At 68.4% G+C, this 17,070-nt stretch carries 13 protein-coding genes, 1 tRNA gene and 1 pseudogene; 10 read left to right on the top strand and 5 right to left on the bottom strand.

The annotated features are described in order from the left end of the window. Positions 1 to 159: 159 nt before the first annotated feature. From G5C50_RS06195 to G5C50_RS06180, 4 genes are all read right to left on the bottom strand, one after another. Positions 160 to 1,365 carry an MFS transporter gene (locus G5C50_RS06195; RefSeq protein ID WP_407673496.1) on the bottom strand — a complete coding sequence of 402 codons (1,206 nt, stop codon included), beginning with the start codon at positions 1,363 to 1,365 and terminating at the stop codon, positions 160 to 162. Positions 1,366 to 1,453: 88 nt separating this feature from the next. Beyond that, complete coding sequence (locus G5C50_RS06190; protein ID WP_165066556.1) at positions 1,454 to 2,698, bottom strand: anion transporter; 1,245 nt, start codon at positions 2,696 to 2,698, stop codon at positions 1,454 to 1,456. Positions 2,699 to 2,749: 51 nt separating this feature from the next. After that, a complete protein-coding gene (locus G5C50_RS06185; protein WP_165066553.1) occupies positions 2,750 to 3,994 on the bottom strand; it encodes an MFS transporter in 1,245 nt (414 codons plus the stop codon). A 257-nt stretch (positions 3,995 to 4,251) separates the two neighbouring features. Continuing rightward, the gene (locus tag G5C50_RS06180; RefSeq protein WP_165066550.1) at positions 4,252 to 5,034 is read right to left on the bottom strand and encodes a hypothetical protein; all 783 of its coding nucleotides are present in this window, start codon (positions 5,032 to 5,034) and stop codon (positions 4,252 to 4,254) included. A gap of 314 nt (positions 5,035 to 5,348) precedes the next feature. Here G5C50_RS06180 and G5C50_RS06175 point away from each other — a divergent pair, with 314 nt between their 5' ends. Both G5C50_RS06175 and G5C50_RS06170 read left to right on the top strand, forming a co-directional pair. Continuing rightward, positions 5,349 to 6,767, top strand: coding sequence for a sensor histidine kinase (locus G5C50_RS06175; protein WP_165066548.1), 1,419 nt, complete (start codon positions 5,349 to 5,351; stop codon positions 6,765 to 6,767). After that, on the top strand, positions 6,764 to 8,164 hold the full coding sequence (locus tag G5C50_RS06170) for a sigma-54-dependent transcriptional regulator (RefSeq protein WP_240906985.1): 1,401 nt from the start codon (positions 6,764 to 6,766) through the stop codon (positions 8,162 to 8,164). The genes G5C50_RS06175 and G5C50_RS06170 overlap by 4 nt, the downstream gene beginning before the upstream one ends. A gap of 41 nt (positions 8,165 to 8,205) precedes the next feature. Here G5C50_RS06170 and G5C50_RS06165 read toward each other — a convergent pair. Then, positions 8,206 to 8,278, bottom strand: a tRNA-His gene (locus G5C50_RS06165). Positions 8,279 to 8,509: 231 nt separating this feature from the next. On the opposite strand from G5C50_RS06165, the gene G5C50_RS06160 reads away from it, so the two are divergent. From G5C50_RS06160 to G5C50_RS06125, 8 genes and pseudogenes are all read left to right on the top strand, one after another. Continuing rightward, positions 8,510 to 9,514: a Gfo/Idh/MocA family protein gene (locus tag G5C50_RS06160; RefSeq protein ID WP_165066545.1), complete on the top strand. Its 1,005-nt coding sequence runs from the start codon at positions 8,510 to 8,512 to the stop codon at positions 9,512 to 9,514. A gap of 280 nt (positions 9,515 to 9,794) precedes the next feature. After that, positions 9,795 to 10,172, top strand: coding sequence for a hypothetical protein (locus G5C50_RS32225; protein WP_206107599.1), 378 nt, complete (start codon positions 9,795 to 9,797; stop codon positions 10,170 to 10,172). A gap of 256 nt (positions 10,173 to 10,428) precedes the next feature. After that, positions 10,429 to 10,869: a TPR end-of-group domain-containing protein gene (locus G5C50_RS06150; RefSeq protein WP_165066542.1), complete on the top strand. Its 441-nt coding sequence runs from the start codon at positions 10,429 to 10,431 to the stop codon at positions 10,867 to 10,869. 119 nt (positions 10,870 to 10,988) lie between these two features. Beyond that, positions 10,989 to 11,819, top strand: coding sequence for a purine-nucleoside phosphorylase (locus G5C50_RS06145; protein WP_165066539.1), 831 nt, complete (start codon positions 10,989 to 10,991; stop codon positions 11,817 to 11,819). A 78-nt stretch (positions 11,820 to 11,897) separates the two neighbouring features. Beyond that, positions 11,898 to 14,750 carry an isoleucine--tRNA ligase gene (gene ileS, locus G5C50_RS06140; RefSeq protein ID WP_165066536.1) on the top strand — a complete coding sequence of 951 codons (2,853 nt, stop codon included), beginning with the start codon at positions 11,898 to 11,900 and terminating at the stop codon, positions 14,748 to 14,750. Beyond that, on the top strand, positions 14,750 to 15,382 hold the full coding sequence (gene purN, locus G5C50_RS06135; protein ID WP_165066533.1) for a phosphoribosylglycinamide formyltransferase: 633 nt from the start codon (positions 14,750 to 14,752) through the stop codon (positions 15,380 to 15,382). Before ileS ends, purN begins: the two co-directional genes overlap by 1 nt. A gap of 19 nt (positions 15,383 to 15,401) precedes the next feature. Then, positions 15,402 to 15,881, top strand: a complete 480-nt coding sequence (locus G5C50_RS06130; protein ID WP_165066530.1) for a cupin domain-containing protein — start codon at positions 15,402 to 15,404, stop codon at positions 15,879 to 15,881. A gap of 188 nt (positions 15,882 to 16,069) precedes the next feature. Then, positions 16,070 to 17,070, top strand: a pseudogene (locus G5C50_RS06125) (hypothetical protein); the annotation flags it as partial.

Here is a 17,070-nt window from a genome sequence, read left to right as displayed (position 1 = left end):
GATGAGGGGGCGATCGGTTCTGCGTTCAGGACGATCGTCGGATGTGCATCCGACGGCGGTCGTCCCCCTCATCCGACCCCTGCGGGGTCTGCCTTCCCCCGCGAGGGGGGAAGGCGTCGGAAAGCCCATTGTTCGACCTTCCACGACAGCCATTCAAGGCTAACGGGCCCCATCCGCCGCGTCCACGCCAAACCCCGCTGCGCTCGCTTCCGACGGCCGGGTCTCGGGCATCGCCAGCGCGAAGAAGACCGCCCCCACGGCGGCGATCGCGGCGAGCAGGACGAAGCCGGCGTCGAAGCCCGCTTCCTTGACGACGAATCCGGCGAGCACGTTGCTCAGCCCCGCACCCAGGCCGGTGGCCGTCGCGAGCGCCCCTTGAGTCAGGTTGAACCGACCCGTCCCCCTCGTCAGGTCGGCGATTACCAGCACGGAGACCACCCCGAAGATCCCCGCACCGATGCCGTCCAGCAACTGCACGGCGACGAGGTAGGCCGGGTTGACGCTCAGGCAATAAAGCAGGCCTCGCACCGGCAGGACGGCGAATCCCAGCAGGAAGACCGGCTTCCTCCCCCACGAGGCCGCCAACCGGCTCGCCGCCAGCGAGACCGGGACCATAACCATCTGCGCGACGATGATGCAGGCCGACATCACGACGGCCGCCCCTTCCTTGAGGCCGTCGCCCGACTTCTGCCCCACCAGCGGCAGCATCGCGGCGTTGGCGAAGTGGAAGAGCACCGCCGAGGCGATGAAGATCAGGATCCGCCGGTCTCGGAACAGCTCGCCGACGCCCAGCGCCTCGCCCCCTTCGTCCTCGCCGCGGGCCAGGTCGTGGTCGATGTCGTCCTCGCGAATCATCATCACGACGAAGGCGCTGGCGACCGCCATCCCGGCAACCAGGATGAACATCGCCCCGTAGCCGAAGAAGTACGCTCCGCCGCCGGCCAGAGCCGCGGCGACCACGTTGCCGGCGTGGTTGAACGCCTCGTTGCGGCCGGTCCGCCTGGGCATCAGGGCCCGGCCGACCAGCCCGAGCGACACCGCGGCGATCGCCGGCGGGAAGATCGTCGCCGCCGCCCCCATCAGCGTCTGCGAGGCGACGACGACCGGAAAGGTCGGAACCAGATACAGGAGGATGCAACACGCCGCGACTAGCACCGCGGCGACCGCGACGGCAAACCGCTTCGCCCGGGTGCGGTCAATGAGCGCCCCCGCCGGCGTCTGCGCCAGCAGCGTGCCGATCTGCGAGGCCGCCATGGCGATGCCGACCCGCCCCGGATCCCATTGATGGTCGGTCCGGAGGAACGTCCCCAGGAACGGCCCCATCCCGTCTCGGACGTCCGCGAGAAAGAAGTTCAGCCCGTCCATCGCCCGAAGGCTGGTGGACGAAGGGGCGTTCTTCTCCGATTCGACGGCTTTCTCGGCGACTGTATCGATCATGGTTCGTAGGTGTATTTCAATAGTGGACGAGCGAAAGCCAGGCGACGCCCACGAGGGTCGTCGCGATCGTTAGGGGGACGCCGACCTTGAGGTACTCGACGAACCCCAGATGCGTGCCGGCCCGACGGGCGTTCTCAACGACGATGAGGTTGGCGACCGACCCCAGCACCGTCAGGTTCCCCGCCAGCGTGCTCGACATCGCCAGGGCCAGCCACGCCGTTTCCTTCTGCGGCATGACCTCCATCAGCGGCTTGAACAGCAAGACCGCCGGGACGTTCGACACGAGGTTCGATAGCACGACCGACAGCCCGCTCACCATCACCACCGGCGACTGAAGCAGGGCGTGCCAGCGCTCCAGTCCCCAGGTGTGGACGACGGTGACCTCGAAGGCGTGCACGACCACGAATAGCCCCGCGAACATGACCAGCAGGGGCCAGTCCAGCGAGCCGTAGATCTTCTCAGGGCGGACCCGGTCGAGCATCAGCACCCCCGCAGCCGCCAGCGCCACGAGGGCGATCGGCTGGCCCAGGAAGAACAGCGCGACCGCGACGAGCGTCACGGAGACGCTCTTGGCCAGCAGGCCCGTGTGGACGCGTGGTCGGGTCGGCTCCTGCTCAATCGACCCGTCCTCGACCTTCTGGGCGAGCGTCCGGCGGTAGACCAGCGCCACCACGGCGAAGTTGATCGCCAGCCCGATCACCGCCACCGGCGCGAGCTTGGCCGCGAATCGCAGGTAGGGTATCTGAGACATCGAGCCGATGATGATGTTCTGGGGATTCCCCGTGATCGTTGCCACCGAGCCGATGTTTGAGGCCGTCGCCAGGCCGATCAGGTAGGGGATCGCCGGCCGCTTGAGCCGCTCGCAAAGGTGAAGAACGAGCGGGGTCATCGCCACGCAGACGACGTCGTTGACCAGGAACGCCGAGAGGACGCCCGACATGACGATCACGACCGCCAGCAGTGAATAGGCCCCCGAGAACCGCGCGGCGATGCCGTCGGTCGCCAGCGCGAAGAAGCCGGCGAGTCGGAGGTAGGAGACCACGATCATCATGCCGAAGAGCAGGACGATCGTCTCATAGTCCACGGCCCTGGCCGCCTCGTGCATGGAAAGCACGCCCGCGGCGAGCATCGCGGAGGCCCCCACCAGCGCGATCCCCGCCCGGTCGATCCGCAGGCCGGGGATCTTGCCGACGGCCAGCGCCAGATACGTTAGGCCGAAGATCGTCGAGACCAGGGGTATGGAAGCCGAACTCGTCGACACGGGGACAACTCCTACGAGGCGGTCAAGAAGCGGGAAGCCGCAGTATCATCGTCAAGGCACGGCCGAAAGATCAGACGTCGTGGCCATCGGATCGACCATCCCGCCTTCGCCGACTTCCCGATGACGAGAGAGGGTCTCGGGGACGAGGAAGATCACGACGGCCGTCGCGATCGCGCCAAGGGCCGCCAGCGCGGCGAACAGACCGCGATAGCCGAGCGGCCCGACGAGACAAGCGGCCGCCGCCGGGCCGAGCGCCGAGCCCAGCACCAGGCAGGAGCCGACGAGCACCTGGGCTTCGCCCGCACGGCGAGGGTCGGCCAGGCGGTCGGTCACCCAGGCGGCGGCCAGGACCGCGAACAGCCCGTTGCCGATGCCGTCGAGCGCCTGGTTCGCCACGGCCAGCCACGGCGAATGGATGACGGTGAGGAGGAGCAACCGCACGGCCATGATCGCCCAGCCGGCCACCAGCAACGGCTTGCGCCCCCAGCGGTCCGCCAGCCAGCCCGCCGGCCAGACCACCAGCGTCCAGGCGACCATGCTCACGATGAACGCGTACGCCAGCATCCGCTCCGGGGCGTGCAGGTCGCGCTTGAGGAAGAGCCCCAAATAGACGCCGCCCGGGGCGTTCGCCGCGTGGTAGAGGACCATCGCCGCGACGAACGTCCAGAGGGCTGGGTCTTTCGGCAGCCACTGGATGTTGTTCGGCCTGTCGCCGGCCTTCTCGGCGACGGGTTTCTTGTCGTGCGGTTCGTGGATCAGGAGGGCCGCGACGACAGCCAGCGTCTGGACGACCGCCAGCGGCCCGAGGATCGCGGCCACGCCGAAGCGTTCGGACATCCAACTCCCCAGCAGGGCCGTCAGCACGACGCCGACCGGCTTCCAGAGCCGAAGCGCCCCGAGCGCCGCACCGACTTCCCCCTGCCGTGCCAGCGCCGCGGCCTCGGCCCCGGAGAGGCTCTCGACCACCGCGCGGCCGATCCCGTTCTCCGCGAACAGCAGGACCAGGAAGCCGAGCCAGACCGTCCCTTCGGCCCCCCGCAGGAGCCACGTCGAGACGGCCACGGCGGCGAGCGCCGCGACGATGAAGGGCTTGCGCGAGCCCAGGCGGTCCGACCAGATCCCCACCGGGAACTGCGCCAGACTGGTGAGGGCTGCGAGCGTCGAGACGACCCCGATGGCCGAATCCGACAACCCCCGCTGCCCCAGGAAGAGCGGCAGATACGGCAGGGTGAAGCCAATGCCGGCCATCCCCAGGAAGTAGGAGCCGTAAAGCCCGATCCGATTCCGCATGTCCATGGTGCGTGGAGGCTCCGAGATAGCGGCTCAGGCTCGTGATGGAGCTGGAGTCTGGAGATCCAAAGAGGCGACCACAACGGCCTTCCCCCCCTGGAGGGGGAAGGTGGCCGAAGGGCCGGATGAGGGGGACGACAGGTGTGGAGTGTATGACCAACGAGGCGTTCTCAATCCCGCGCCGGTCATCCCTCCCCCTCATCTGACCGCTTCGCGGTCTGTCTTCCCCCTCCAGGGGGGAAGACGTTTTTTCGTGGTCACGGTCAGGGCAGAGGAGGAGGTAACGTGCGCTCGCCCCTGGCATCAGGCGCCGGGGCGAATTCATCGCGCGGGCCGGCCTTCTTCTTGGGGTCGCCCTTCTTCTTGGGTTCGGGATCGAATTCCTTGCCGGCCGGCCCGTCGTCGGGGTCGTCGACGGTGGCGTGGCTGAGGTGTTCGGGGACGTGCGTCATGGCCTCGGCGGCGCGGGCGAGTTCGCCGGCTCGTTCCTCGCGTCCGGCCTCCATGTCGCGGCGGGCGGCGTTGTAGAGGTCGCGGGCACCGTCGAGATAGAATTTCGCGTCGGCCTCGGGGCCGTATTCCGGGGCCGAGCGGATCCGCTCGTAGGCGCGGAAGAGGTCGCGGCGAGTGCGCTCGCCGACGTCTTCCGGACCGGCGCTTGCGGGCGGGGGCGGAAGGTCAGGATCCGGCCGATCCAGCCGAGCGGCGTTGCGGGCGTGGTCGACGGCCCGGGCCAGGTCGTGGGCCGCGACGCCGATCTCGCGGCCCCGACGCCGGTCGCCGTCCTCCGTCGCCTTGACGGCCTGCCGGTAAAGCTCGGTCGCCCGATCGGTCCAGTCCTTGATGCGTTCCTCGGTCCGGACTCCCCCCCCATCGGCGCGGACTTTTCGCAGCAGGTTGTACGACTTCCGCAGCTCGTCGCCGGCGGCCTTCTTTTTCGGGGGCGGGGGCGGCTCTTCTCCCGGAGGGCCCGGAGGACCCTGGTAAATCCCGGCCAGCCCGACTCCCAGCAAGCTCGACAGACCCAGCGCGATTGGTTTCAACATGACATCCCTCCCATGATCATGAACCTCCGAACAAACGCTGAGGGCCGATCGACTCGGCCGCGATCGACGAGCCAAAGCACGGGGGATGCCAAAGCCTAAAACGCCTTCATTTCCGGGTTTTGCCGGTGTTTTCGCCCGAGGTTGGGCGGAATCCCCCCACACCTATGCGGGGGGATTCCGCCCAAACAGGGCCTGTGAACCATCGATGAACAGCGAGTGGCCTGAATCTCGCCGACTGGTGGAGCAAGCGGGCTTCAGGCGCGACAATTGCCGGGGCCTGTTGGGTGCCGTCGAACAGTCGAGGAGAACCGTGGATGGACCGATCCCGATGGGTTTCGCCTTTGGCGGTCCAGATCGGCGTTGTGCTGGTCCTGTTCGCCGCTGCGCTCGGAACGCTCTGGTACACGAGCACGGCCGTCGTCGAGCGAGAGCAACGCCGGGCTCGGGCGAACGAGCGACTCAAGGAGGCCAGCGATCAACTCGACGTTCAGGGGAGGGACGCCCTGGCCGGCATCCGGCGCTTTCCCGATTTCATGGACGCCGACGACTGGACGGCCCTCGACCGCCGGCTTTCCCAGGAGGCCGAACGGATCCAGCATCGCTTCCCGGGCCTGGAGGCGGGCTATTACGTCCCCTCGCGTCCCGAACGGCCGTTCCTCCCCGCGCTCCCGAACGAGGTCCGCGAGGCCTCCGACTCCGGCGAGGCGGCGACCGCCCCGCGCAATCTCTACGACTACGTCGACACCCAGGTCGACGCCGCCTTTCGCAAGCGGCACGACCTTTCGGTCGTTGAAGACGTCCCGCCGTACACCATCGCCATCCGAACGGCCCCCGTCCGGGTGAACGACCGGGTCGTGGCCGCCACCTGGACCATGACCCGGCTCGTCGATCCGATCTACATCGACCAGTCGGCGCGGGGATACCGCTGGTTCGCCGGCCTGGCCCTGACCGGGATCCTCGGCTCGCTCGCTCTGACGGTCCGGCTGGCGCGCACGGTTCGTCGCCAGGGGGAGGAACGCGAACGACTCCGGACCGAGCTGCGCCGCAGCGAGCGGCTGGCGGCGCTCGGGAAGCTTCTCGCCGGGGTCGCCCACGAGGTCCGCAACCCCCTGGCGGGGATTCGGAGCATCACCCAACTCTGGCGGCGGGGGCTCGGCATGGGCGAGGAGGGATTCGACCACCTGATCGACGAGGTCGACCGCCTGGAGGGGATCGTCTCGCGCCTCTTGCAGTTCTCCCGGGCCGACGCTCAGGATCTAACGCCGGGGGACCTGAACTCGGTGGCCGTCGAAGCCGCCCGACTGGCCGAGGATCGGGCCCGCGAGCAGGGGGTTCACGTGGAACTCGACCTGGAGCCCGGCCTCCCCCCCGTCGACATGGCTCCCCCGGCGCTCGTGCAGGTGTTCCGCAATCTGACGACCAACGCCCTTCAGGTCATGCCGAAGGGGGGCCTCCTAAGGGTCGAGACCCGCCGCGATCTGGCGCGGGGGACCGTCGCGGCGACGGTCTCGGACGAGGGGCCGGGGCTCTCGACGGAGGCCCTGGCCCACCTGTTCGAGCCCTTCTTCACGACCAAGGCGGAAGGGACGGGGCTCGGCCTGGCCATCGCTCGGGAGATCGCCCTGGCGCACCGTGGCGACCTCTCGGCCGAGAACCGCCCGGCGGGGGGCGCGGCGTTCACGCTCACGCTTCCCATCGCCCCGAACGGGGCCTCGAAAGGAGACCGGGGATGAGCATGTCCTCGACGCCGAGCGCGAAGATTCTCATCGCCGAGGACGATCGGGCGATCCGGTTCAGCCTCTCCCATACCCTGAAGGCGGAAGGCTTCCAGGTCATTGAGGCTGGCGACGGCGACGAGGCCCTGGCCCTGATCGAGCAAGAGGGGCCGGACGCCGTCTTGCTCGATCTCAAGATGCCCAACCGCGACGGTCTGTCGGTCCTGGCCGAGTTGGGTTCGCGGCTGGCCGAGCTTCCGGTCATCGTCATCACGGCTTACGGCGGCTCGGCCGCGGCGATCGAGGCCATGCGCCGGGGAGCCTACGATTACCTCTCCAAGCCGTTCGACCTCGACGAGGTGCAGTTGACCCTGCAACGGGCCCTCCGCCAGCGGGCGTTGGCCTTCGAGGTGAAGGCCCTCCGCGCCCGGACCGAGACCAGCGACGAGCCGGCCGAAGACGACGCCGAGCCCGAGTTGGTGGGCCGCAGCGCCGCGATGCGCGAAGTGTTCAAGGCGATCGGTCTGGCCGCCGCGACCGACGCGCCGGTGCTGATCGTCGGCGAGAGCGGCACGGGGAAGGAACTCGTCGCCACGGCGCTGCACCGCCATTCCGACCGCGCGGCCGGCCCGTTCATTCGAGTCAACTGTGGGGCGCTGCCGGAAGGTCTGGTCGAGAGCGAGCTGTTCGGCCACGAGCGCGGCGCGTTCACCGGGGCCGACCGTCAGAAGCCCGGCCGATTCGAGCGGGCGGCGGGGGGCTCCATCTTTCTCGACGAGGTGGGCGAGTTGCCGCTGTCGGCCCAGGCCAAGATCCTCCGCGTGCTCCAGCAGCGGGAGTTCGAGCGCGTCGGCGGGACGGAGACCCTGCGGAGCGACGCCCGGGTGATCTCGGCCACGCACCGCGACCTGGCGAAGGAGGTCGCCGCCGGTCGGTTTCGCGAGGATCTCTTCTATCGACTGAACGTCGCCCGGATCGTCATCCCGCCGCTTCGCGACCGTCCCGAGGACGTTCCTCCTCTCGCCGAGGCCATCCTCCGACGGGTGGAACGTCGGCACGGCTGGGGCGAGCTTTCGCTTTCGCCGGAAGCCCTGGCGGCGATCCGCGAGCGTCCCTGGCCAGGGAACGTCCGGCAGTTGGAAAACGCCCTGGCGCGTGCGGCGATCGCGGCGCGTGGCCGGACGATCCTGCCGGAACACCTCGACGCCGAAGAACCCCTCGACCCGGCGATCCCGGCCGTCGCCGAGGCGTCCGAATCGCTGCCGCTCCGCGCGCTGCTGGCCGAAGTGGAGCGGCGGGCCATCCAGCAAGCTCTGACGGCCTGCAACGGCAACCGGACCCGGACGGCCGAGCGCCTGGGCATCAGCCGTCGGCAGCTATTCGACAAGATCCGCGAGTACGACCTTAACCCTTAGGGAAAGAGAAGGCGTCTCGAAGGAGAAAGCGAGGGGGGGAGGGTGGCTGACGGGATTCGAACCCGCGATATCCAGATCCACAATCTGGTGCCTTAACCGCTAGGCCACAGCCACCATCGTACGGGAGAAAGACACGATAATCCCGGGGTAGGGTTCGCGTCAAGGCGAGCGAATCGGAAAGTCGTCGTGAAGGGAAGTGGGAAACGCGTTGCGCAGCGGGTCGCGCGGGGGTCGAGAAAATCGCTACAAGGTCTTGACTCGCACCGATAAACTCATGACGCTGTCCGATCGAATGGGCAGCTGTGGAGGGGGATGTTTCGGGGGCGTTTCGGGGCGACGAGAGACATGGCGAATTCCTTGCTGCGGATCGGGGTCGCCGGGTGCGGCCAGGCCGCGCGGATCCACGTCGAACGGCTCCTGAAGGAGTCCGACGTCCAGATCGTCGGCTGCGCCGACGCGGTGAAGGAGTCGGCCGAATCCCTGGCCGAGGCCATCGCCGCCGCCGGCGGGTCGAAGCCGGCGACCTTCGTCGAGTTTCGCGGGCTGCTGGACCAGCGGCCGGACGCGGTGGCGATCTTCACGCCCCACCTGTTGCACTATCGCCAGGCGATGGACGCACTCCAGGCCGGCGTGCACGTCTTCATTGAAAAACCACTCTCGACCAACGCCCAGGAAGCTCACGACGTCGTGAGCCTGGCGCGCGGGCGACGCCTGAAGGTGGCCGTCGGCCACCAGTTCCGGCTCCGCCCCAGTCTGGCCGAGGCCCGCAAGCGGCTGGCGGCCGGCGCCGTCGGCCCCCTCCGCCTGGTCACCGCGACGCTCGCCCAGCCCTGGCTGGCCCGCCAGCAGGAGCGGGGGAGTGAAAGCTCCTGGCGGTTCGACCCCAAGATGGCCGGCGGCGGTCTCCTGGCCGACGCGGGCGACCACCTGGTCGACGCCCTCCTCTGGACGACCGGCCGAACGGCCCTGGAGGTCTTCGCCGTTCAGAGCCGGCTGGACTCCGGTCTGGACGTCGTCACCGCGGCGACGATCCGGCTGCAAGGGGACGTGCCGGCCACCCTGGCGCTCTCGGGCGTCTCCCAGGGGACCCTCTTCGAGTTGAACTTCTTCGGCGAGCAGGGGCGCATCCACGCCACCGATTCCCTGCTGGAGATCGACCCCGGCGACGGCTCGCCTCCGCGTCGAGTCGATTTGCCGGACGAGGCTCCGTCGATCGACGCCGATTTCGTGGCGGCGCTCCGCGGACTGGGCCCGCTGTCGTGCTCCGCGGAAGACGCGCTGGAAACCGTCCGTCTCAGCGAGGCCGTCGCTCGATCGGCCGCCACTGGGCAGGTCGTCCCCCTGGTATGAAGGCAGGGCGGCCGGGTCGTAGGGAATTTCCGGAGGGTCGCTTGAACCGGCCGGCTCATCCGCCTACCACTCTCTTCAAGGCGTCGACGAGGTCATGCCGAACAATCGGGAGTAAGCGCCCCGCCGCAGCGGCCGCCTCCGACCGCCGCGACGACGAGGCCCAAGACAACCAGCCAAGTTTCCCCACACTGATCGACCTGCGGAATGGATCGACGCGCCGAGACCCGAACGTCCGTCGCGCCGGCCTTTCCGGGACTTCCCTGGCCTGAGGAACGGATCCATGTTCGACCCTGAGACGACGTCCACCGCCCTCCTGGACCCCCTCGCGGCTCCTGAAGAGCCGCGCTTCGGCTGGTCCACGCTGGTCTCCTCACTCGACGCCCGCCACCCCGGCGACGAGGACGAGGACGAGATCGACGAGGACATCGAAGGCGATGACGAGGAGGACGACGACTTCGACGATGAAGACCTCGACGACGAAGACGAGGAGGACATCGACGACGACTTCGACGAGGATGACGAGGACGACATCGACGCCGAGCTGGACGAGGAACTCGACGACATCGACGTCGACGAGGACGAAGAGGACTTCGACGACGACGAGGACGACGACGACGAGTTCGACGACCTCGACGACGAAGATGAGGACATCGACTGACCCTCGTCGCATCTTTTTCGCCAGAAGCGAAACAAAGGCGGGCCTCCGGGCCCGCCTTTCGGCGTTACGGGCCGGACCCGCGAGAGGAACCGATCGTCGCACCGGCGCGAATCCCCATCCCACGAGGGATGCGCCTTGCCGCAAGCCGTTCCTTGAGGCTATTCTAGAAGGGATCGCCGGCCCGACCGCTCTCTCTCGGCGCAGCGGGGGGCGTGATCGTCCATGACGGGGGATCGGCAAGAAGGGGGATGCTGTGATGGGCGGATCGAACGACTGGATGGGTGATCCCAACGGAGATCGACCGGCTCGCGAGACTTCGACCCGGCGCGTCCGCGAGCAATCCCAGCGCGACTTCGAGATCGAGTTCCTCGGCGGCGTCCTGGAGCGCGATCCGTACTTCGTCGAGGCGATCCGCGTTCACGCTAACAACCTGTCGGCCAAGGGGTTGTATTCGCGAGCCAACCAGCTTGACCGGCGGCTCGTCCGGCTGATCCCGGAAGATTGCGTCGCCTGGTACAACCTGGCCTGCAGCTACGCGATGCTGGGGATGATCGACCCCGCCTTCTCCGCCCTCCAGAGGTCGCTTGAGTTGGGCTATCGCTGTCAGGAGCGACTGCGGCATGACCGCGACCTGAAGTCGCTCCGCAACGACCCCCGCTTCCACCGCCTGATCCGCCGCTTCGAATTCATTCTTTGAAGACGGAACCCTCGCGGTCCCGTCCCACGATGAAAAGGCGGGCGCGGGCCGCCGACCACCAGCCGGTCGGCGGCCCGCGCCCGCCTTTTTGCGAATCTCTCCCGAGGATGCCCGAGCCGATGACCCATCACGACTGGGAGCACGTCCAGCAAGCCGCCGAGGTCGTCCGCTCGGCCTGGTCTGGAAGCCCGAAGATCGGCCTGGTCCTGGGGACCGGCCTGGGAGCCCTGGCCCGAGAAATCGAATCCCCGGTCGCCATCCCGTACCCGGAGATCCCCCACTTCCCGCGCTCGACGGTCAAGAGCCACGCCGGCCAGCTCGTCTGTGGCACGCTCTGCGGCCATCAGGTCATGGCGATGGAAGGGCGGTTCCACCTGTACGAGGGTTACACGGCCGCCCAGGTGACGTTCCCGATCCGCGTGATGAAGGAACTCGGCTGTGAGCTGTTGATCGTCTCCAACGCGTGCGGCGGGCTGAACCCGCAGTATCGCAAGGGCGACCTGATGGTCATCGAAGACCACATCAACCTGCTCGGGGCCAACCCGCTGATCGGCCCCAACGACGACCGCCTCGGCCCCCGCTTCCCGGACCTGATCGAGCCCTACGACAGCGAGCTTCAGGATCTGGCCCTCCGCGTGGCGCTTGAGGCGAACATCGTCGCCCAGCGCGGCGTCTACGTGGCGGTGACTGGTCCTAACCTGGAAACCCGGGCCGAATACCGGTTCCTCCGCGCCATCGGCGCCGATGTCGTCGGCATGTCCACGATCCCCGAGATCCTGGTGGCCGTGCACGCCGGGATCAAGGTGCTGGGGTTCTCGATCATCACCGACATGTGCCTTCCCGACGCGCTGGAGCCGGTGGACATCGACAAGATCCTCGCCGTCGCCAACGCCGCCGAGGCCAAGCTCCGCACCATCGTCCGGGGCGTCTTGGAACGCCGGCCCGTCTGATTTGATTTGATCGACTGGGCCCGTCCGCCCCGCATCGCCCGAACCGATTCGATCCCAACGAACCGCGAAGCCGACATCATGTCCACGAACGCGAAGCCGTACAAAGAGACCCTGAACCTGCCCGTCACCGAGTTCGCCATGAAGGCGAACCTCCCGACCCGCGAGCCCCAGATTCAGGCGAACTGGCGCGAGCAGGACCTCTACGGCCAGCTCCGCACAGCCCGCAAGGGCTCCCCCGTCCGCGTCCTCCACGACGGCCCGCCGTACGCCAACGGCGACATCCACATGGGGACCGCGCTCAACAAGATGCTCAAGGACTTCGTCGTCCGCTCGCTCAGCATGCGAGGGTTCGACAGCCCCTACGTCCCGGGCTGGGACACCCACGGCCTGCCGATCGAGCACAAGGTCATGAAGGACCTGGGCTCCAAGGCCGCGACCCTCGGCCGCCCCGAAGTCCGTGAGATGTGCCGCGTCGAGGCCATGAAGTGGGTGGACGTCCAGCGCGACCAGTTCCGCCGCCTCGGCGTGATGGGCGACTGGGAAGACCCGTACCTGACCCTCGACCCCCGCTACGAGGCCGGCATCGTCGACGTCCTGGCCGACCTCCTCGACGGCGGCTTCGTCTTCCGCCAGCTCAAGCCGATCCACTGGTGCACCTCCGACCAGACGGCTCTGGCCGAGGCTGAGCTGGAGTACCACGACGAGACCTTGCCGAGCATCTACGTCAACTTCCCGATGGTCGCCGGCGTTCCCGCCGACTGGCTTGCGTTCGACGGCGGATCGAAGCCCGAAGACTGGCGGGCGATGATCTGGACGACGACCCCCTGGACGTTGCCGGCCAACGTGGCCATCGCCGCCCACCCCGACCTGACCTACGCCGGCGTCCGCTACACCGACCCCGACACCGGCGCGACCGTCCGCACCATCCTCGCCGCGGACCTCGTCGAGAAGGTGATGGGCCTGCGCAAGATCGCCGATCACGTCGAGGTCGGCCGCTGCAAGGGCCGCGAGCTGGAGCACGCCGAATACCATCACCCGTTCCTCGAACGGGTCTCGCCGATCGTCCTGGCGAACTACGTGAGCGCCGAGGACGGCACCGGGTTCGTCCACACCGCCCCCGGCCACGGCGGCGAGGACTACCAGACCGGCAAGGCCTACCAACTCCCGGTCCTCAGCCCCGTCGACCCGGCCGGCCGGTTCACGGCCGAGGCCCCCGAGTGGCTCGTCGGCCAGTACGTCTTCGCGGCCAACCCGAAGGTCGTCGCCAACCTGAAGGAGTCGGGCGCGCTCTACCTGGAAGCGCCCCTGACGCACAGCTACCCGCACTGCTGGCGGTGCAAGAAGCCGGTCATCTTCCGGGCGACCGAGCAGTGGTTCGTCGGCGTCGACCGCAACGACCTCCGCGGCCGGACGCTGGAGCAGATCCGAGACGCCGTGAAGTGGTACCCCGAATGGGGACAGGCCCGGATCGAGGCCATGGTCTCGCTCCGTCCCGACTGGTGCATCAGCCGGCAGCGGTCGTGGGGCGTGCCGATCCCCGCGCTCGGCTGCACCTCGTGCAATGCGCAGCTTCTGACGGCCGAGACCGCCCGCCACTTCCGCGACCTCTTCCGCAAGGAAGGGGCCGACGCCTGGTTCAACAAGCCCGTTGAGGAGATCCTGCCGCCGGGGGCGAAGTGCTCGAGCTGCGGTGGGACGAGCTTCCGCAAGGAAGGGGACATCCTCGACGTTTGGTTCGAGTCCGGTTCCAGCCATCGCGCGGTGCTGGCGGGGGGCTTCAACCTGGGCTTCCCCGCGCACATGTACCTGGAAGGATCCGACCAGCACCGCGGCTGGTTCCAGTCGTCGATCCTCACGGCCGTCGGCACGACCGGCAAGGCCCCGTTCGAGAGCATCCTGACCCACGGGTTCGTCGTCGACGACAAGGGCCAGAAGATGTCGAAGTCGCTGGGCAACGTGGTCTCGGCCGTGAAGGCGACCGAGCAGCACGGGGCCGACGTCCTCCGGCTGATGGTCTCCAGCATGGACTACGCCGACGACGTCCGCATCAGCGAACGCTCGATCAAGGAGGCGTCCGAGGCCTACCGCAAGATCCGCAACACGTTCCGCTACCTGCTGGGGAACCTGGAAGATTACGCCCACCTGGATCCGGCGACCGTCGACCTGGCGACGCTCCACGAGATCGACCGCTGGGCGCTGGGGCAGCTCAACCAGGTGATCCGCGACGCCGTCTCGGCCTACGAGCGGTTCGAGTTCTACCGGGTCTATTCGCGGATCTACCAGTTCTTCTCGGTCGAGCTGTCGAGCTTCTACCTCGACGTCCTCAAGGACCGACTCTACGCCGAGGCCCCTCGCGGCCCCGAGCGTCGCGCCGCGCAGTACGTTTTGTTCCGGCTCCACGAGGCCCTGACGCGGCTGCTGGCCCCGATCCTCCCCCACACGGCCGAGGAATCGTGGGGCTACATGCCGCACGGCCAGGGCTTCCCGGCGAGCGTCCACCTGGCGACGTTCCCCCAGCCCGACCCGCGCTGGGACGACCCCCAACGCGACGCCCGCTGGGCCGTACTCGCCGACGCCCGCAACGCGATCCTCAAGGCCCTGGAAGGGCTGCGCAAGGACAAGACGATCGGCAGCGCCCAGGAGGCGTCGGTGACGATCGCCGCGCCGGCCGCCGACCTGGCGATCCTCCAGGCCGACCGCGACCTGCTGGCGACGATCTGCCTGGTCTCGACGATCGACGTCCGCGAGGGGGGCTCGGCGACGCCGGGGCCCGGCGAGGAGCGGTTCCAGGTGACGGCCGCGAAGTCGACGTTCGGCAAGTGCGAGCGTTGCTGGAACTATCGTGAGGATGTCGGCGGCAACGCCCAGCATCCGACCCTCTGCGGGCGCTGCGTCCGCGTGGTGTCGGCGACCGCCGGAGGCGTTTCCTGATGGCCGCCCCCGTTCGGCTGGCCGTCTGCGTCTCGGGCGGCGGGACGACCCTGCAGAACCTGCTCGATCGGATCGACGCCGGGACGCTCAACGCCCGGGTCGTTCAGGTCGTGGCCAGCCGTCCGGGGATCGCGGCGATCGCCAAGGCGGAGAAGGCCGGCCTCCCCGTCGCAGTAGCCGACGTCTCGAAGCGGCGGACGGACCTCGACGCCTTCAGCGCCTCGGTCTTCGACCCGGTCCGCGAGACCGGCGCCGACCTCGTGCTGCTGGCCGGATTCCTGGCCCTGGTGAAGATCCCGGCCGATTTCCGCGGCCGGGTCATCAACATCCACCCCGGCCTGATCCCCTCGTTCTGCGGCAAGGGCTATTACGGCGAGCGCGTCCATCAGGCGGCGCTCGACTACGGGGTGAAGATCAGCGGCTGCACGGTCCACTTCGCCAGCGACGAGTACGACGAGGGCCCGATCATCCTCCAGAAGGTCGTCCCTGTCCTCGAGGACGACGACGCCCACGCCCTGGCCGCCCGCGTCTTCGCCGCCGAGTGCGAGGCCCTCCCCGAAGCCGTCTCCCTCTTCGCCGCCGGCCGCCTCAAGATCGAGGGCCGCCGCGTCCGCATCCTTCCGGCCGACTGAGCAATCGGGGAACCGTCACATGAGCCGCGAGCCCATCATCTCCGTGTCGCCCAAAGGCCGGACCATCGGTGTCGTCGGCGACGTCTATCGCTTCCTGGCCACGGGGGCCGAGACCAACGGGAAGTACACCCTGTTCGACGCCATCATCGGCCCCGGCGGCGGGCCTCCGCCGCACGTCCACAGCCGGGAGGAAGAGGGCTTCTACGTCCTCGAAGGCGAGGTCACGTTCACCATCAATGGCGAACGGATCGTCGCCAAGCCCGGGACGTTCGCCAACGTCCCCGTCGGCACGCTGCACAGCTTCAAAAACGAGAACGACACGCCGGCCCGGATGCTGATCTCGGCCGCCCCCGCGGGCATCGAAGGGATGTTCTTCGAGATCGGCGTCCCCCTGCCCGAAGGATCGACAGACGCCCCGCCGCCGAGCCACGAGGACGTGGAAAAGCTCCTGGCCATCGCGCCGAGATACGGGATCGAGATCCGCATCCCCGGCGCATGACTCTCCGGCGTTAGTTCGTGGTTCATTACGGATTGAACGTCGCGAACCGCGGCTGCACTATCCGCGCAATCAGATTCTTTCGCCGTTGAGGCGTCGCAAAAGTCTCGATAATCGGAATCGTCTCGCTCGTCGTGCGGATCGTCCCTCCCAGGTGACATTCCCGCCGCGACGATCGAGGAGACTCCGCCATGGCCGCCACCGAGGCTCAGATCCGCGCCAATCGCGCGAACGCGCAGAAATCGACCGGGCCGAAGTCCGACGCCGGCAAGGCGCGGGCTCGGATGAACGCTTTGAAGCATGGGATGCGGTCGAAGAACGGGCCGGTCTTGCCGCACGAGGACCCCGCCGAGTTGGAGGCTCGCGTCAATCTCTGGGTCGAGGATTGGGAGCCGCAGAACGCGATCGAGCGGGAGCTGGTCGAGAGGGCGGCGAAGGCTTCGTGGGCGCTGGAGCGAGCGGAGCGGCATGAGGCGGCGCTGCTGGCGAAGCGGGTGCGGCGGGCGATGCTGACCTCGCGGGCGAAGGGGGCGGCGAAGGTCGCCGCGCTGGGGCGGAGGCTGTTCGCGATCGTCGGCAGCTTCGCTTCCGGCAAGGCGGCCCCGCCGCCGGGGGACGAGCCGGCGGCGATCGTCGCGGCGCTGGAGGACTCGCCCGAGGGCGTGCGCTGGATGCTCGACCGCTGGGGTGAGATCCGCTCATTGATCGACGGCGAACATGTGTTCACATATTGCGATAAGTACAGGTTCGTCCGGCTGCTGGGGAAGCAGGCGGGCGACTCCGCCGAGGATCCGGCCCTGAACGCGATCTTCCTGGCCTGGGATGCGCTGGAGGAGGACGGCGGCGTCGGGTTTTGGAAGCGGTTGCGGCGGGACTCGCCGTTCCACGACCCGACCTACAGCCAGTGGCAGCATTGGCGCGAGCTGGCCCCTCCGCCGGCCGACGAGGACGAGGCGCGGGCGACGTTGCGGGCGGTCGTCGACGGCGAAACCGAGCGACTGAGCGAACGTTTGGCCGAGTTGGAGGAGGTCGAAGGGGACGACGCTCTAGAGCGAGCGGAAGCGGCCTCGTTCCTGCCCGGCGTCGAGGGTGAGCGGCTGCGGCGATACCAGTCGGCGCGGGCGCGCGAGCTGTTCCGGGCGGTGCAGACGCTGACGAAGATGCGGAAGGACGCGGCCTCCGATCGAGACCA

The organism is Paludisphaera rhizosphaerae (assembly GCF_011065895.1).
Lineage (GTDB): Bacteria > Planctomycetota > Planctomycetia > Isosphaerales > Isosphaeraceae > Paludisphaera > Paludisphaera rhizosphaerae.
This window is presented reverse-complemented; position numbering and strand designations above follow the sequence as displayed.

Bases quoted from the DNA above. Each gene is read 5' to 3' on its own strand.
- G5C50_RS06195 (WP_407673496.1), bottom strand. From the start codon at position 1,365: ATGGACGGGCTGAACTTCTTTCTCGCGGACGTCCGAGACGGGATGGGG.
- G5C50_RS06185 (WP_165066553.1), bottom strand. From the start codon at position 3,994: ATGGACATGCGGAATCGGATCGGGCTTTACGGCTCCTACTTCCTGGGG.
- G5C50_RS06180 (WP_165066550.1), bottom strand. From the start codon at position 5,034: ATGTTGAAACCAATCGCGCTGGGTCTGTCGAGCTTGCTGGGAGTCGGG.
- G5C50_RS06175 (WP_165066548.1), top strand. From the start codon at position 5,349: ATGGACCGATCCCGATGGGTTTCGCCTTTGGCGGTCCAGATCGGCGTT.
- G5C50_RS06170 (WP_240906985.1), top strand. From the start codon at position 6,764: ATGAGCATGTCCTCGACGCCGAGCGCGAAGATTCTCATCGCCGAGGAC.
- G5C50_RS06160 (WP_165066545.1), top strand. From the start codon at position 8,510: ATGGCGAATTCCTTGCTGCGGATCGGGGTCGCCGGGTGCGGCCAGGCC.
- G5C50_RS32225 (WP_206107599.1), top strand. From the start codon at position 9,795: ATGTTCGACCCTGAGACGACGTCCACCGCCCTCCTGGACCCCCTCGCG.
- G5C50_RS06150 (WP_165066542.1), top strand. From the start codon at position 10,429: ATGGGCGGATCGAACGACTGGATGGGTGATCCCAACGGAGATCGACCG.
- G5C50_RS06145 (WP_165066539.1), top strand. From the start codon at position 10,989: ATGACCCATCACGACTGGGAGCACGTCCAGCAAGCCGCCGAGGTCGTC.
- ileS (WP_165066536.1), top strand. From the start codon at position 11,898: ATGTCCACGAACGCGAAGCCGTACAAAGAGACCCTGAACCTGCCCGTC.
- purN (WP_165066533.1), top strand. From the start codon at position 14,750: ATGGCCGCCCCCGTTCGGCTGGCCGTCTGCGTCTCGGGCGGCGGGACG.
- G5C50_RS06130 (WP_165066530.1), top strand. From the start codon at position 15,402: ATGAGCCGCGAGCCCATCATCTCCGTGTCGCCCAAAGGCCGGACCATC.